This window comes from Mesorhizobium sp. 128a, assembly GCF_053848025.1.
Genome location: NZ_JBSPKY010000006.1, coordinates 61,164 through 77,065 on the forward strand (window position 1 = coordinate 61,164; position 15,902 = coordinate 77,065).

The following is a 15,902-nucleotide window of genomic DNA, read 5'->3' on the forward strand; positions in this document are numbered from 1 at the left end:
TCTGCTGAGGCGGGAAGCGCTCAAGCGCTTCCCGTGCGATGCACGCCTAGCGCCACCGAGAGATTTGCAGTGATTTTCTGCATTGCATCCGGCAAGTTTCGGTCGACACCATAGACGAAGCTTGGGAAATCGAGCGGTTTCTGGTGAGACCAGATCGCCTCATGCTGGTCCGGAGGCAGGAGTTGAGCCGGGTCGCCAACGGCAATCCAGCCGATCGGTACGATCGTACCAGGTTCGAGGCTGGTGCGTAGGTGAACGGTGCCATTGATGCGGACTTCCGATCCGCGCCCTATGTGCGCACCATGGAAAACCGCCGCACCTGTGGCGATAAAAACTTCATCGCCGACTTCTGCGCCAACCACGTGGCTGTTGGGGCCCACAACGCAATAATTCCCGATAGTACAAGGGTGACTTGCTGTGGCCCGGATCACCGCATTTTCCAACACGATACAGTTGCGGCCAATGCGGATCGATCCGCCAGCCTCGGCCACAAGGCGGGCGCCATGCATGACCCGGCTGCCAGCGCCGATGACGACATCGCCGGATACGGTGGCATCTGGGGCGGCCCAGGCATCGGTATCGATCGCAGGCGAATGCCCCGCATAAGAAATGATCATCGCTCGCTCTCCTCTATCTCGATCTCAGCCGCGCGGCAGCCGATCGGGCAAATCTCAGCTCCGCAAAGATCATGCTCACAGAGCCGACACGTTGTTTTCGCGAAAGCACGGGAAGTAGTCGCGTCGGCAAGAATCTCGTCCAGCATGGACACAAAGTGCCGCCGCTCATCCGGTTGCAGCACAGACAGCAATCCGTCGAGCGCCACGAGCCTGAGAGCTTGCATTTCCTCTACCTGTACGTGGCCAGTCTCCGTCAGCGTCAGTGGAGTGACGCGACCCTCCGGTTTGCCACGCACTATCAGCGCCTGCCGCTCCAGTCCGTCGATCAAACGCACGGCAGTCGGTTGACTGACGCCGACGACCTCGGCTAGCTCCGTCGTCGTCAACCCCGGTTTGAAGTGCAGCATCGACAGCACTGCCGCCGCGCTCGGTGAAAGCTCTCTCAAGGACCCTTCCGTCCTGTCGCGAATTATGGCGCCCAGCGCGCCGAGTTTGTTGGCGTCTAATAATTGCATAGCGTATGCATATATCACTTCGAGAGAACGTCAACCGCTTTTCGCGCATGCAAGCTGCGCGACCGCAAAGGATGGAGAAGAAAAATCGACAAGCTGGGATGCAACTTGCCGGGTTGGTCATTCTCCGCTCGCAAAATACGATGGTCCGTAACCCTCCATTAAGCACAATCGGGCGACAAAAGGCGGTCAAAGGATTGCGACCATGTGGACACGCCAGCACAAGCAGAGAAACACCGGCCGGCTGATCATCCCGTCGCTTTGCGTGGCGTTCCTGGCCTATTTCGGCTTCCACGCCTATCATGGCGAGTTCGGCATCTACTCCAAATACCAGCTCGAAGCGCAGACCGTCGAATTGCAGGCGAAATACGATGCCATCAAGGCGCGCCGGGTCGATCTGGAGCGGCGCGTGCAGCTGATGCATGAGGGCACGCTTGAGAAGGATATGCTTGACGAGCAGGCGCGCAGAGCGCTCAATCTGTCCCAGGCCGATGAAATCACCATCATGCTGCCGGCCAATCGAAATAACTGAATTCCAGTTAATCGTTGTTATCTCTAATGATTCTAACCGTTTAGACGCATGCCAGCCATGCATTTTTCTGCATGGCGAAACGCGGTCTCGCATGTTAGCCTCCTCCAAATCGGTGGGGAGGAGCTGATCTCCCCAGAGCAGGCTTGATCTGCTTTAGTGTCCGCAAAGAGACGCCAACAGGGAGTGATGCATGGCCACCGCCGCCAAAAAAGCGCCTGCCAAATCCGTTAAATCGACATCCGCCAAATCCACGGGGCTTTCCGCTCCCAAGCCAGCCGAATTCACCAAGGACGAGGAGCTTGCCGCCTACCGGCACATGCTGCTCATCCGCCGCTTCGAGGAGAAGGCCGGCCAGCTCTACGGCATGGGCTTCATTGGCGGCTTCTGTCACCTCTATATCGGCCAGGAAGCGGTCGTCACCGGCATGAAGATGGCGCTGATCGACGGCGACCAGATGATCACCGCCTATCGCGACCACGGCCACATGCTGGCGATGGAGCTTTCGCCGCGCGGCGTCATGGCCGAACTGACTGGACGCCGCGGCGGCCTGTCCCGAGGCAAGGGCGGCTCCATGCATATGTTTTCCAAGGAGAAGCATTTTTACGGCGGCCACGGCATTGTCGGCGCGCAGGTGTCGCTCGGCACAGGGCTGGCCTTCGCCAACCGCTACCGCGACAACAACAATGTGTCGCTGACCTATTTCGGCGATGGTGCTGCCAACCAGGGCCAGGTCTATGAAAGCTTCAACATGGCCTCGCTGTGGAAGCTGCCGGTGATCTACATCATCGAGAATAACCGCTACGCCATGGGCACTTCGGTGTCGCGCTCGTCGGCCGAAACCAATTTTTCGCATCGCGGCGCCTCGTTCAAGATTCCCGGCATCCAGGTCGACGGCATGGACGTTCGTGCGGTGAAGTCCGCCGGCGACCAGGCGACCGAATGGTGCCGTGCCGGCAACGGCCCGATCATCCTCGAAATGCAGACCTACCGCTATCGCGGTCACTCGATGTCGGACCCGGCGAAATACCGCTCGAAGGAAGAAGTGCAGAAGATGCGGTCCGACCATGACCCGATCGAGCAGGTCAAGGCACGGCTGACGGCCAAGAAGTGGGCCAGCGAGGACGAGCTCAAAAATATCGACAAGGAAGTCCGCGACATCGTCGCCGACGCCGCCGAATTCGCCCAGCACGACGCCGAGCCGGATCCGTCCGAGCTCTGGACCGACATCGTATTGTAACGGGAGGGCAAGGACATGCCGATCGAAATTCTCATGCCCGCTCTCTCGCCGACGATGGAAGAGGGCAATCTTTCCAAGTGGTTGAAGAACGAAGGCGACAAGGTCGTCGCCGGCGACGTGATCGCCGAGATCGAGACCGACAAGGCGACGATGGAAGTCGAAGCGGTGGATGAAGGCACGCTTGCCAAGATCGTGGTGCCTGCCGGTACCGAAGGCGTCAAGGTCAACGCGGTGATCGCCGTGCTTGCGGTCGACGGCGAAGACGTCGACAAGGCTGGCGAAGGCATCGGCGAAGAGCCTCCCAAGGCTGAAGCAGCCGCGCCTGCGCCGGCTGCCGCGAAAAGCGAGGCTGCCGCGCCCGTCGCTGCCGCACCGAAGACGGAAGTCGCCGCCGATCCCGACATCCCGGCCGGCACCGAGATGGTCTCGACCACGGTGCGCGAGGCGCTGCGTGACGCCATGGCCGAAGAGATGCGCCGCGACGGCGACGTCTTCGTCATGGGCGAGGAGGTTGCCGAGTACCAGGGCGCCTACAAGATCACGCAAGGGCTGCTGCAGGAATTCGGCCCGCGCCGCGTCGTCGATACCCCGATCACCGAGCATGGCTTTGCCGGCGTCGGCGTCGGTGCGGCGATGGCGGGGTTGAAGCCGATCGTCGAGTTCATGACCTTCAACTTCGCCATGCAGGCGATCGACCAGATCATCAACTCCGCCGCAAAGACGCTCTATATGTCAGGCGGCCAGATGGGCGCGCCGATCGTCTTCCGCGGACCGAACGGGGCGGCTGCCCGCGTCGGCGCCCAGCATTCGCAGTGCTACGCCGCCTGGTACAGCCATATCCCCGGCCTGAAGGTGGTGATGCCGTACACTGCCGCCGACGCCAAGGGCCTGCTCAAGGCGGCGATCCGCGATCCGAACCCGGTCATCTTCCTCGAGAATGAAATCCTCTACGGTCAGTCCTTCGACGTGCCGAAGCTCGACGATTTCGTGCTGCCGATCGGCAAGGCGCGTATCCACAAGCAGGGCAAGGACGTCACCATTGTCTCGTTCGGCATCGGCATGACCTATGCCATCAAGGCGGAAGCCGAATTGCGCGGCATGGGCATCGATGCCGAGATCATCGATCTTCGCTCTATCCGCCCGCTCGACCTCGACAGCATCATCGCCTCGGTGAAGAAGACCAACCGCCTGATCGTGGTGGAAGAAGGCTTCCCGCAGAGCTCGGTCGGCGACCACATCGCCAACCAGGTATCGCAGCGCGCCTTCGACTTCCTCGACGCGCCGGTCATCACCATCGCCGGCAAGGACGTGCCGATGCCCTATGCGGCGAACCTCGAAAAGCTGGCTTTGCCCAATGTCGGCGAGGTCATCGAGGCGGTCAAAGCCGTCACCTATCGCTAAGCCGGCCGGGAGGACATCATGCCAATCAACATCACCATGCCGGCGCTCTCGCCCACGATGGAAGAGGGCAATCTTTCCAAATGGCTCGTGAAAGAGGGCGACAAGGTTTCGCCGGGCGACGTGATCGCCGAGATCGAGACTGACAAGGCGACGATGGAAGTCGAAGCAGTCGATGAGGGTACGGTAGCCAAGCTCGTCGTTCCCGCAGGCACCGAAGGCGTCAAGGTCAATGCTCTGATTGCCATTCTGGCCGGCGAAGGCGAGGATGCAGGCGCCGCGGCGAAGGGTGGCGGTGATGCCGCGCCCAAGGCCGAGACTCCGAAAGTTGAAGCTCCGAAAGCTGAAGCACCAAAGACGGAAGCCTCTGCCGCGGCGCCCGTGCCGACGAAGGCCGAGGCCGCGCCGGTTGCTAACGGCCACGCCGGGGGCGAGCGTACCTTCGCATCACCGCTGGCACGTCGCATTGCCAAAGACGCAGGCGTCGACGTCTCTGCCGTGACGGGCACTGGGCCGCATGGCCGAGTCGTCAAGGCCGATGTCGAAGCGGCGATTGCCGGCGGCGGCGCCAAGGCGGCACCGGCCACAAAGGCACCTCCTGCTGCCGGCGCGCCCGCTGCTCCGGTTGCCGCGCCCAAGGCGATGTCGGACGAGCAGGTGCTGAAACTGTTCGCAGAAGGCTCCTACGAACTCGTCCCGCACGACAATATGCGCAAGACCATCGCGCGCCGCCTGGTCGAGGCCAAGTCGACCATTCCGCATTTCTACCTGACGCTCGACTGTGAGCTCGATGCGCTGCTGGCGCTGCGCACGCAGTTGAATGCCGCCGCTCCGACGAAGAAGACCGACAAGGGCGAGGTGCCTGTCTACAAGCTGTCGGTCAATGACATGGTGATCAAGGCGATGGCAATGGCGCTGATGGCGGTGCCGGATGCCAACGCGTCATGGACCGACAGCGCCATGGTCAAGCACAAGCATGCCGATGTCGGCGTTGCCGTGTCGATCCCCGGCGGCCTGATCACGCCGATCATCCGCCACGCCGACGAAAAGACGCTGTCCACCATTTCCAACGAGATGAAGGATCTGGCCAGCCGCGCCCGCAGCCGCAAGCTGAAGCCGGAGGAGTATCAGGGCGGCACCACGGCGGTGTCCAATCTCGGCATGTTCGGCATCAAGGACTTCGCCGCCGTCATCAACCCGCCGCATGCGACAATCCTGGCGGTCGGCGCCGGCGAGCAGCGCGCGGTGGTCAAGAACGGCGAGATCAAGGTCGCCAACGTCATGTCGGTGACGCTGTCGACCGATCACCGCGCCGTCGACGGCGCGCTCGGCGCGGAACTTCTGGTCGCCTTCAAGCGCATGATCGAAAACCCGATGGGCATGCTGGTCTAGCGAAGGGACAAGGCGGTGCGGACAGTCTTCACCTCCTTCATGGCCTTCTTCCTGTCTTTGCTTGCCGGCGCCATCGTTGCGGTGGGACTGGCGATAAACACAGGCGCGCACGAGGAATACATTCTCGTGTTCTTCGCGTGCGGGCTGGTCACCACTGTCGTGACGATATTGTTTTTCATTGCACAGTTTTGTCCCAATCCGCTCAAGGCCATCGATTGGGTTGGGATCGGCACATTCGCCTTGTTCGTGCTGATTGGTTTCGGCTTGATCGGCTGGACTTTTTCCCAACCGCCCGAGGGACGCGATTGGGGGGGGAACCTGCCAATCATCGCAGGGTTGGTTCTGTCGAGCCTGGCTACGATTGTGGTGCATTGGCTGTTCGTACGGTGGCGGGTTAGGCGCGGGCAGCCGGGTTTTGGCAGAGGCGAGGCAAGGGCGTGAAGACAATTCTCTGCTATGGCGACTCCCTGACCTGGGGCTACGACGCGGCAAGCCTTGGCCGGCATGCTCTGGAAGACCGCTGGTCGAGCGTTCTTAAGGCGGCGCTGGACGACGATGATATCGAAGTCATCGCCGAGGGCCTGAATGGCCGCACCACCGCCTTCGACGACCATCTGGCAGGCGCGGACCGCAACGGTGCAAGACTGCTGCCGACGATCCTGACGACGCATGCACCGATCGACCTGATCGTCATCATGCTCGGCGCCAACGACATGAAGCCGTGGATCCACGGCAATCCGGTTGCGGCCAAACAAGGCATGCAGCGCTTGATCGATATCGTCCGCGGCCACGACTATCCGTTCGACTGGCCCGCGCCGCAGATCCTGATCGTGGCGCCGCCTGCGGTCAGCCGCACCGACAATGCCGAATTCAAGGAAATGTTTGCCGGCGGCGACGAGGCCTCGAAGCGGCTGGCGCCGCAATATTCGATCCTTGCCGACGAGGCCGGCTGCGGCTTTTTCGACGCCGGGACCGTGGCTACGACCACGCCGCTCGACGGTGTTCATCTCGATGCGGAAAACACGCGCAACATAGGTGAGGCATTGGCGCCATTGGTGCGCGTGATGCTGGAACTCTAGATCATAGAAGTGAGCATGACGTCGTCCGAAAACCGCTTCACACATTTCGGCATCATGCTCTGAACAATCAGGGAGAAACCCCGTGGCAGAATCCTACGACGTCATCATCATCGGCTCCGGCCCTGGCGGCTATGTCACGGCGGTGCGCTCCGCGCAGCTCGGCTTCAAGACGGCGATCATCGAGCGCGAGCATCTCGGCGGCATCTGCCTCAACTGGGGCTGCATCCCGACCAAGGCGCTGCTGCGCTCGGCCGAGATCATGCATTATTCGGATCATCTCAAGGACTACGGCCTCAAGCTCGAAGGCGGCAAGGTCAGCGCCGATACGGCCGCCGTGGTCGACCGCTCGCGCAAGGTGTCGCTCAGGCTCAATGGCGGTGTCGCTTTCCTGATGAAGAAGAACAAGGTCGACGTCATCTGGGGCGAGGCCAAGCTGTCCAAGGCTCCTTCAGGTGAAAAATTGGGCGAGATCGTCGTTTCCAAGACCGCCAAGAAGCCGATGGAGCCGCAGCCGCCGGTGCCGAAAGGCGTCAAGGGCGAGGGCACCTACGCTGCCAAGCACATCATTCTGGCGACCGGCGCACGGCCCCGCGCGCTGCCCGGCATCGAGCCGGACGGCAAGCTCATCTGGACCTATTTCGAGGCGATGGTGCCGAAGGAAATGCCGAAGTCGCTGCTGGTGATGGGCTCCGGCGCCATCGGCATCGAGTTCGCCTCCTTCTACCGCACCATGGGCGCCGAGGTCACAGTGGTCGAGCTGTTGCCGGCGGTGATGCCGGTCGAGGACGCCGAAGTCTCGAAATTCGCGCAGAAACAGTTCGAGAAGCAAGGGATGAAGATCATCCTCGAGGCCAAGGTGACCAAGGTCGAGAAGGGTGCAAACTCGGTCACCGCGCATGTCGAGATGAAGGACGGCAAGGTCGAGAAGATATCAGCCGACCGCATGATCTCGGCCGTCGGCGTGCAGGGCAATATCGAAAACCTCGGCCTCGAGACGCTCGGCGTGAAGACGGATCGCGGCTGCGTCGTCGTCGATGGCTACGGCAAGACCAACGTGCCTGGCATCTATGCCATCGGCGATGTCGCCGGACCGCCGATGCTGGCCCACAAGGCCGAGCATGAGGGCGTGGTCTGCGTCGAGAAGATCGCCAATTTCCCCGGCGTGCATGCAACAGACAAGCTGAAGATTCCGGGCTGCACCTACTGCAACCCGCAGGTCGCTTCCGTCGGCCTGACCGAAGCCAAGGCCAAGGCCGAAGGCAAGGACATACGTGTCGGCCGCTTTCAGTTCGGCGCCAATGGCAAAGCGATCGCGCTCGGCGAGGACCAGGGTTTCATCAAGACCATCTTCGACAAGAAGACCGGCCAGTTGCTCGGCGCCCACATGGTCGGCGCCGAAGTGACCGAGCTGATCCAGGGCTTTGTCGTGGCGATGAACCTGGAGACGACGGAGGAAGAGCTGATGCACACCATCTTCCCGCATCCGACGCTGTCGGAAATGATGAAGGAAAGCGTGCTCGACGCCTATGGGCGCGCGCTCAACGCATGATAAATTGCTGCCGCGAGACTCAGACGCATGCGCCGGAGGAACCTTACGGCAAGGCAGTTCGTATCCGGATGCATTTTCACCTGATCAAGGAGGAGTTGGCATATGGACGTGAATGGCGTGGGCTGGATTGCAGCCATCATCATCGGCGGCTTGGCCGGGTGGCTGGCCGAGATGGTCATGAAGAGCAACACCGGCATCTTGATGAACATCATTATGGGCATTGTCGGTGCGGTGGTGCTCAACGCCATCCTCAGGGCTCTCAACATCGAGCCCTTCGGCGTCGGCTGGCTCGCTTACCTGATCACCGGCTTCATTGGCGCCTGCCTGCTGATCTTTGCCGGGCGGCTCATTCGCCGCTAGAGCCCGCTATGCGAAAAAGGCTGTGGCGGCATGCGCCGCCGCGGCCTTTTTCTTTGCTCCGAAAAGTCTTAAGTGACGTTTTAGAGGCTGACGCCGACGGGCGGATGCCAACAAGTCAGGTTTGAGATGGTCACTGTTCTCGACACGATCACCAACGCGCCGCGCCTGCGGCACCCCGAAAAGGCGCACAAGCCCGACCAGGAGGTGCTGCGCAAGCCCGACTGGATCCGCGTCAAGGCGCCGGTGTCCAAGGGTTATGCCGAAACGCGCGAGATCGTGAAGTCGCACAAGCTGGTGACGGTGTGCGAAGAGGCCGGCTGCCCCAATATCGGCGAATGCTGGGAAAAGAAGCACGCCACCTTCATGATCATGGGCGAGATCTGCACGCGCGCCTGCGCCTTCTGCAATGTCGCCACCGGCATCCCGACCGCGCTCGATGCCGATGAGCCGGCGCGCGTCGCGCACGCCGTCAAGCAGATGGGGCTGAGCCACGTCGTCATCACCTCCGTCGACCGCGACGATCTTGCCGATGGCGGCGCGCAGCATTTCGCCGAGGTCATCCGCGCGATTCGGGCGGCGACGCCCTTGACCACAATCGAAATCCTGACGCCCGATTTTCTGCGCAAGGAAGGCGCGCTGGAGATTGTCGTGGCGGCGAAGCCCGATGTGTTCAACCACAATCTCGAAACCGTGCCGTCGAACTATCTGACGGTGCGACCGGGCGCGCGCTATTTCCACTCGATCCGGCTGTTGCAGCGGGTGAAGGAACTCGATCCCTCGATCTTCACCAAGTCCGGCATCATGGTCGGCCTCGGCGAAGAGCGGAACGAGATCCTGCAGCTGATGGACGATCTGCGTTCGGCCAATGTCGACTTCATGACCATCGGCCAGTATCTGCAGCCGTCGAAGAAACACCACCCGTTGATCCGCTTCGTCACGCCGGAAGAGTTCAATTCCTTCGCCACCATCGGCAAGACCAAGGGGTTCCTGCTGGTGGCGTCGAGCCCGCTGACGCGCTCCTCGCATCACGCCGGCGACGATTTCGCCAGGCTGCGGGCAGCGCGCGAAGCGCAGCTCAAAAAAGCCAGCTAACCCTTTGCTTTAGATCTGTGATGCATGTCGTTTTCTCAAAACCGGGGCCACTTTTGAGCGACATGCTTTAATGCCGAAATTCGAAGCCACTCGCCGCGTCGCCCATACGCCGGAGCAGATGTTTGCGCTGGTCGCCGATATCGAAACCTATCCTGAATTCCTGCCGCTTTGCGAGGCGCTGACGGTGCGCTCGCGCAAGGAGCGTGACGGCCGCACCATTCTCGTCGCCGATATGAGCATCGGCTACAAGGCGATCCGCGAGACCTTTACGACGCAGGTGCTGTTGAAGCCGGATGAGAACACCATCGACGTCAAATACATCGATGGGCCATTCAAGTATCTCTCCAATATCTGGCGCTTCGAGCCGGCAGACGGTGGCTGCTGCAGCGTGCGCTTCTTCATTGACTACGAGTTCAAGAGCCGCATCCTCGGTGCGCTGATGGGCACCATGTTCGATCGCGCCTTCCGCATGTTTTCCGAAGCCTTCGAAAAGCGCGCCGACGTCATCTATGGAACGACGCCCATTTCGTGAGTGTCGCCGAGCGCCCGCAGGCCGATCTCCAGCGCATGCCTGACCGTCTCGCTGCGAATGAAGTCGCGGCCATTGTCGGCAAACAGATTGAGCTCGGTGGCCACCGGCCCACCCCTGAGCGCCACCCCGAACCAGACCAGGCCGACCGGCTTGTCCGGCGAGCCGCCACCGGGGCCGGCAATGCCGGTGACGGCAAGCGCCAGGCCGGCGTGCGAGTGGGCCAGTGCGCCGGCGGCCATCTCCAGAACCGTTTCGCGCGAGACGGCGCCATGCGCATGAAGCGTGGCGGCCGAGACGCCAAGCATCTCCATCTTGGCTTCGTTGGAATAGGTGATGAGGCCGCGATCGACGACGGCGGACGAGCCGGCAATGTCGGTGAGGGCAGCAATGATCATGCCGCCGGTGCAGCTTTCGGCGGTCGCCAGCATTATGCCGCGCTGCTGGCAGGCCTGGAGCAAGGCGTTGGCGAGGGCGCTGTTGCTCATGCCGGGACGTCCCCGGGAAAGACGACGCTGGCGGTGGCGATGGCGGCAATGCCTTCCTCGCGGCCGACAAAGCCGAGTTTTTCGTTGGTGGTCGCCTTGATCGAGATGCGATCGACGGAAATGCCCAGCATCGCCGACAGGGCCTTGGTCATGGCGTCGCGATGCGGGCCGACGCGCGGCGTCTCGCAGATCAGCGTGATGTCGGCATTGGCGATGCGCCCGCCGCGTTCGCGCACCAGCTTTGCCGCATGTTCGACGAAGATTTTTGAAGCCGCACCCTTCCATTGCGGATCGGAAGGCGGGAAATGCGTGCCTATGTCGCCGGCGCCGCAGGTGGCAAGCAGCGCGTCGGTGAGCGCATGCAGGCCGACATCGGCATCCGAATGTCCCGACAGCTTTTTGCCGTGGGGAATGGCAACGCCGCACAAGGTGACATGGTCGCCGGGCTCGAAGGCATGCGCGTCATAGCCATTGCCGGTGCGGATGTCGGGAAAACGTTCGCCGGTAAGCCGCTGATCGGCCATCGCAATATCCCTTGCCCAGGTGAGTTTGACATTGTCCGGCGACCCCTGGACGATTTTGACCGGAATATGCGCCCATTCGGCGATCGCGGCATCGTCGGTGAAATCCGACTTGCCAAGATGATGGGCCTTTTCGTGTGCCGCGAGCAACGGCCAGAACGGAAAGCCTTGCGGCGTCTGTGCAGCATGAAGGCCGGCCCTCGGCACCGTCTCCTTGATCATGCCGGTGACCGATTCGCGCTTCAGCGTATCGGCGACGGGCAGCGCCGGCAGCGCGCCCTGGCGTTCGCCAATGGCCGCGATGGTGCGGCCGATCAGGGCCGCGTCGACAAATGGCCGCACCGCATCGTGCACGAGGACACGGCCCGGCGCCTGGCCTCTCAGTTCGAGCAGTCCCAGCCGAACCGAAGCTTGGCGCGACTCGCCGCCAATCACGGTGGAGACCCGCTCGGCATTGGCGCCGGCTGCCTTGTCGAAAAGCGCGCGGTCATCGGCATGGATGGCGACGACGACTGGCCCAATCTCAGGGTGCGCCAGGAATGTCTCCAGCGTGCGCGCAATGACGGCACGGCCGCCGATGCGCTGATATTGTTTCGGTCCGTCGGCCTGTCCGGCGCGCGCGCCGCGGCCGGCGGCGACGATGACCACGCCGACCTTGTCGGTCGCCGGCCCGGCCAGTTTTTCGCTTGCTTGTGTCATGGCGAGAGGCTTAGTCGCGGCTCATGGCTAAGGCCAGCATTTTCCCAAATACGCCTCAATGTGACGTCATTGCGCGTTGCACAATGCCTTTCTTATGTCTAGAGAATGTGCAGCGATCCGATATGCTTGGTTTTTGTGCATGCCTGAAGTGACAAAATTGGCCTCGCCGCTCGATGTCGGCGGTGTAAGGATCCGCAATCGCGTCTTCCTCGCGCCGATGTCTGGGATAACCGACGAGCCGTTCCGGCAGCGCGCTTACGCGCATGGCGCAGGCCTGGTCGTATCGGAGATGGTGGCGAGCGGCGAGCTTGCCAAGGGCAGGGCCGGCTGCGACCTGCGCATCCGTCATTCCGGGCTGCCTGTCCACATGGTCCAGCTTGCCGGCCGCGAGGCCGTGCACATGGCCGAGGGCGCGCGCATCGCTGCCGGTGAGGGCGCCGACATCATCGACATCAATATGGGCTGCCCGGCCAAGAAGGTGACCGGCGGCTATGCCGGCTCGGCGCTGATGCGCGATCTAGACCACGCACTGTCGTTGATCGAAGCGGTGGTCGGTGCGGTCCAGGTGCCGGTCACTGTGAAGATGCGGCTCGGCTGGGACGAGAACGCGCTGAACGCGCCCGCTCTGGCGCACCGTGCTGAAGAGGCCGGTGTCAAAATGGTGACGGTGCATGGCCGAACGCGATGCCAGTTCTATCAAGGCAAGGCCGATTGGGGCGCGATCGCCCGAATCAAGGACGCCGTCTCGATCCCGGTCGTCGCCAATGGCGATGTCGGCTCGCCGGCGGAAGCTGCCGAAATCCTCGAACAGTCGGGCGCCGATGCTGTGATGATCGGCCGCGCGCATTACGGCGCGCCGTGGACGGCGGGCCGTATCGCGGCGACGGCTGCGGGCGGGGCGCCCTCCGGCGTGCCGGACAGCCCGGAAGCCATGGCCGACTATATTGCTACCCATTACGAGGACATGCTGACGCTTTACGGCGTTGAAAGCGCCCTGCGTCAGGCCCGAAAGCATCTCGGCTGGTATATCGACCGCCATGCCGCCGGCGTCACTGACGACCGGCGCAAAGTCATCCTCACCTCGTTCGAGCCCGCCCGCGTCATCGCTGTGTTGTATGAGGTGTTTTCCGGCGAAGCCGCGCCCCTGCGGAGTGCCGCATGAACGCGCCTGCCGCACCGGGCACCGAGATGGCGGATGCCGCCCATATCGTGCTCAACACCATCCGCCGTCCGGTGATCATGGTCGATTCTGATGGGTTCATCACCTTCGCCAATGCCGATGCGGAGGACTTCTTCCGCTCGAGCGCGACCATGCTGGCGCGCAACACGCTGCCCAAGCTTATCCCGTTCGGCAGCCCGCTGTTACAACTGGTCGACCAGGTGCGCGAGCGCCGCGCGCCGGTCAACGAGTACCGTGTCGACGTGTCGTCGCCGCGGCTCGGCATCGAGAAGGTCGTCGATCTCTATGTCGCGCCGGTGCCGGAATTCCCCGGCTCGGTCGTGGTAATGTTCCAGGAACGCTCGATGGCCGACAAGATCGACCGGCAGATGACGCATCGGGGTGCTGCACGTTCAGTCACCGGCCTTGCCGCCATGCTGGCGCACGAGATCAAGAACCCTCTGTCGGGCATACGCGGCGCGGCACAGCTGCTCGAACTGTCGGCGTCCGACGAAGATCGCGCTCTGACCCGGCTTATCACGGATGAGACCGATCGCATCGTCTCGCTGGTCGACCGCATGGAGGTGTTTTCCGACGAGCGGCCGATCGACCGATACCCCGTCAACATCCATGTCGTTCTGGATCACGTAAAGGCGATCGCCAAGAACGGTTTTGCCAAAAGAATCAGGATATTGGAGGACTATGATCCATCATTGCCTCCGGTTTTCGCCAATCGCGACCAGCTGATCCAGGTGTTTCTCAACCTGGTCAAGAACGCCGCCGAGGCGATCGGCGGCGACCCGCAAGGCGAGATCGTGCTGTCGACCGCGTTCAGACCGGGCATTCGAGTTTCCGTGCCGGGGACGCAAGACCGCGTATCGCTGCCGCTGGAGTTCTGCGTGCGCGACAATGGGTCCGGCGTTTCGGAAGACATCCTGCCGATCCTGTTCGACCCGTTCATAACCACCAAGCCGAACGGCTCGGGGCTCGGCCTGGCGCTGGTGGCGAAAATCGTCGGCGAGCACGGCGGCATCATCGAATGCGATTCGACGCCGCGCGGCACCACCTTCCGCATACTGATGCCGGCCTGGAAAGAAACACCGATCGACACTGCCGATGATGAAGGCGAAGGAGACCGCAAATGACGGTTCGCGGCAATATTCTCGTCGCCGACGACGATGCGGCCATCCGCACCGTGCTCAACCAGGCGCTGTCGCGCGTCGGCCATGAGGTACGCGTGACCTCCAACGCTTCGACGCTGTGGCGCTGGGTGGCGGCGGGCGAGGGCGATCTGGTCATCACCGACGTGGTGATGCCGGACGAAAATGCGTTCGACATGCTGCCGCGCATCAAGAAGGCGCGGCCTGAGCTGCCGGTCATTGTGATGAGCGCCCAAAACACCTTTATGACCGCGATTCGTGCTTCAGAAACAGGCGCTTACGAGTATCTTCCGAAGCCGTTCGACCTGACCGAACTGCTCAGCATCGTCAACCGGGCGCTGTCCGAGCCGCGGCGGCCGAAGATCGACGCCCGGCCGGAAGAACAGCCTGACGCGATGCCGCTGGTTGGCCGCTCTGCGGCCATGCAAGACATCTATCGCATGCTGGCGCGCATGATGCAGACCGATTTGACGGTGATGATCTCGGGCGAATCCGGCACCGGCAAGGAACTGGTGGCGCGCGCGTTGCACGAGTACGGCCGGCGCCGCGGCGGCCCGTTCGTCGCCATCAACATGGCGGCGATCCCGCGCGACCTCATCGAATCGGAACTGTTCGGCCACGAGAAGGGCGCGTTCACCGGGGCGCAGAACCGGTCGACCGGCCGTTTCGAGCAGGCGGAAGGCGGCACGCTGTTCCTGGACGAGATCGGCGACATGCCGATGGAGGCGCAGACGCGGCTGCTGCGCGTGCTGCAGCAGGGTGAATACACCACGGTTGGCGGGCGCACGCCGATCAAGACCGACGTGCGCATCGTCGCCGCCACCAACAAGGATCTGCGCACGCTGATCAACCAGGGGCTGTTCCGCGAGGATCTGTTCTATCGCCTGAACGTCGTGCCGCTGCGGCTGCCGGGCTTGCGTGAGAGGTCGGAAGACATTCCCGATCTGGTGCGGCATTTCTTCAAGGTCGGCGCCACCGAAGGCTTGCAGACCAAGCGCATTTCGACCGGCGGCATCGAATTGATGAAGCGCTATCCGTGGCCGGGGAATGTGCGCGAACTGGAAAACCTGGTGCGCCGGCTTGCCGCGCTCTACTCCCAGGACGAAATATCTGCCGAGATCATCGAAGCCGAACTGAAGACAGGCGAAAGGCCGGTCGTTCCCGGCGGCGGCAACCTGATCCCGGACGACCTGTCCATCGGCCAGGCGGTGGAGCACTTCCTGCAGCGCTATTTTGCCTCTTTCGCCGGCGAACTGCCGCCCGCCGGCCTCTATGAGCGCATCCTGTCCGAGGTTGAATATCCGTTGGTCCTCGCTTCCATGACGGCAACGCGCGGCAACCAGATCAAGGCGGCCGAATTGCTGGGTTTGAACCGCAACACGCTGCGCAAGAAGATTCGCGAACTCGGGGTCAACGTCTACAAATCGTCGAGATCGTGAACGCGCACCGCTCCAAGTGACGCGATGTCATCCCCTTTTCAGGGGATCGGCGGCCGAAAGTTTCCCTCGCGGCCACACTTGTTGCATAATCGCCACAATGCGTTGCATACATCCGACGCAATCACTGGCTCTTAGACGG

Annotated in this window: 17 protein-coding genes; 13 read left to right on the plus strand and 4 right to left on the minus strand. The window is 62.4% G+C overall.

Features of this window, described 5'->3' with window-relative positions:
* Positions 1 to 20: 20 nt before the first annotated feature.
* Entirely contained in the window at positions 21 to 617 is a 597-nt protein-coding gene (locus tag ACWTU9_RS12625; RefSeq protein ID WP_455858547.1) for a gamma carbonic anhydrase family protein, read from the minus strand.
* Positions 614 to 1,063 carry a MarR family winged helix-turn-helix transcriptional regulator gene (locus tag ACWTU9_RS12630; RefSeq protein ID WP_455858548.1) on the minus strand — a complete coding sequence of 150 codons (450 nt, stop codon included), beginning with the start codon at positions 1,061 to 1,063 and terminating at the stop codon, positions 614 to 616. Before ACWTU9_RS12630 ends, ACWTU9_RS12625 begins: the two co-directional genes overlap by 4 nt.
* 271 nt (positions 1,064 to 1,334) lie before the next feature.
* On the opposite strand from ACWTU9_RS12630, the gene ACWTU9_RS12635 reads away from it, so the two are divergent.
* From ACWTU9_RS12635 to ACWTU9_RS12680, 10 genes are all read left to right on the plus strand, one after another.
* Positions 1,335 to 1,661, plus strand: a complete 327-nt coding sequence (locus tag ACWTU9_RS12635) for an FtsB family cell division protein (RefSeq protein ID WP_454589994.1) — start codon at positions 1,335 to 1,337, stop codon at positions 1,659 to 1,661.
* Positions 1,662 to 1,851: 190 nt separating this feature from the next.
* A complete protein-coding gene (pdhA, locus tag ACWTU9_RS12640) occupies positions 1,852 to 2,898 on the plus strand; it encodes a pyruvate dehydrogenase (acetyl-transferring) E1 component subunit alpha (protein WP_112561782.1) in 1,047 nt (348 codons plus the stop codon).
* 15 nt (positions 2,899 to 2,913) lie between these two features.
* The gene (locus tag ACWTU9_RS12645) at positions 2,914 to 4,299 is read left to right on the plus strand and encodes a pyruvate dehydrogenase complex E1 component subunit beta (protein ID WP_455858549.1); all 1,386 of its coding nucleotides are present in this window, start codon (positions 2,914 to 2,916) and stop codon (positions 4,297 to 4,299) included.
* Positions 4,300 to 4,317: 18 nt separating this feature from the next.
* Positions 4,318 to 5,688, plus strand: a complete 1,371-nt coding sequence (locus ACWTU9_RS12650) for a pyruvate dehydrogenase complex dihydrolipoamide acetyltransferase (RefSeq protein ID WP_455858550.1) — start codon at positions 4,318 to 4,320, stop codon at positions 5,686 to 5,688.
* A 15-nt stretch (positions 5,689 to 5,703) separates the two neighbouring features.
* Positions 5,704 to 6,129 carry a hypothetical protein gene (locus tag ACWTU9_RS12655; protein WP_455858551.1) on the plus strand — a complete coding sequence of 142 codons (426 nt, stop codon included), beginning with the start codon at positions 5,704 to 5,706 and terminating at the stop codon, positions 6,127 to 6,129.
* On the plus strand, positions 6,126 to 6,767 hold the full coding sequence (locus tag ACWTU9_RS12660) for an SGNH/GDSL hydrolase family protein (protein WP_455858552.1): 642 nt from the start codon (positions 6,126 to 6,128) through the stop codon (positions 6,765 to 6,767). Before ACWTU9_RS12655 ends, ACWTU9_RS12660 begins: the two co-directional genes overlap by 4 nt.
* Positions 6,768 to 6,849: 82 nt before the next feature.
* On the plus strand, positions 6,850 to 8,316 hold the full coding sequence (lpdA, locus tag ACWTU9_RS12665) for a dihydrolipoyl dehydrogenase (protein WP_455858553.1): 1,467 nt from the start codon (positions 6,850 to 6,852) through the stop codon (positions 8,314 to 8,316).
* A gap of 102 nt (positions 8,317 to 8,418) precedes the next feature.
* Complete coding sequence (locus tag ACWTU9_RS12670) at positions 8,419 to 8,676, plus strand: GlsB/YeaQ/YmgE family stress response membrane protein (RefSeq protein ID WP_181056890.1); 258 nt, start codon at positions 8,419 to 8,421, stop codon at positions 8,674 to 8,676.
* Between the two features lie 126 nt (positions 8,677 to 8,802).
* A complete protein-coding gene (lipA, locus tag ACWTU9_RS12675; protein ID WP_455858554.1) occupies positions 8,803 to 9,768 on the plus strand; it encodes a lipoyl synthase in 966 nt (321 codons plus the stop codon).
* Between the two features lie 70 nt (positions 9,769 to 9,838).
* A complete protein-coding gene (locus ACWTU9_RS12680) occupies positions 9,839 to 10,300 on the plus strand; it encodes a type II toxin-antitoxin system RatA family toxin (protein ID WP_455858555.1) in 462 nt (153 codons plus the stop codon).
* Here ACWTU9_RS12680 and ACWTU9_RS12685 read toward each other — a convergent pair.
* Entirely contained in the window at positions 10,276 to 10,785 is a 510-nt protein-coding gene (locus tag ACWTU9_RS12685; RefSeq protein ID WP_455858556.1) for a CinA family protein, read from the minus strand. The two genes, ACWTU9_RS12680 and ACWTU9_RS12685, sit on opposite strands and share 25 nt — an antisense overlap.
* Positions 10,782 to 12,005, minus strand: a complete 1,224-nt coding sequence (locus ACWTU9_RS12690) for a bifunctional 2-C-methyl-D-erythritol 4-phosphate cytidylyltransferase/2-C-methyl-D-erythritol 2,4-cyclodiphosphate synthase (protein WP_455858557.1) — start codon at positions 12,003 to 12,005, stop codon at positions 10,782 to 10,784. Before ACWTU9_RS12690 ends, ACWTU9_RS12685 begins: the two co-directional genes overlap by 4 nt.
* 139 nt (positions 12,006 to 12,144) lie before the next feature.
* On the opposite strand from ACWTU9_RS12690, the gene dusB reads away from it, so the two are divergent.
* From dusB to ntrC, 3 genes are read left to right on the plus strand one after another with little or no spacing between them, the layout of a single operon-like run.
* Positions 12,145 to 13,167 carry a tRNA dihydrouridine synthase DusB gene (dusB, locus tag ACWTU9_RS12695; protein ID WP_455858558.1) on the plus strand — a complete coding sequence of 341 codons (1,023 nt, stop codon included), beginning with the start codon at positions 12,145 to 12,147 and terminating at the stop codon, positions 13,165 to 13,167.
* Positions 13,164 to 14,309 (plus strand): two-component system sensor histidine kinase NtrB, encoded by a 1,146-nt coding sequence (locus ACWTU9_RS12700; RefSeq protein ID WP_455858559.1) that lies wholly within the window; start codon positions 13,164 to 13,166, stop codon positions 14,307 to 14,309. The genes dusB and ACWTU9_RS12700 overlap by 4 nt, the downstream gene beginning before the upstream one ends.
* Positions 14,306 to 15,763, plus strand: a complete 1,458-nt coding sequence (gene ntrC / locus ACWTU9_RS12705; RefSeq protein ID WP_455858560.1) for a nitrogen regulation protein NR(I) — start codon at positions 14,306 to 14,308, stop codon at positions 15,761 to 15,763. The genes ACWTU9_RS12700 and ntrC overlap by 4 nt, the downstream gene beginning before the upstream one ends.
* The last annotated feature ends 139 nt before the right edge of the window (positions 15,764 to 15,902 follow it).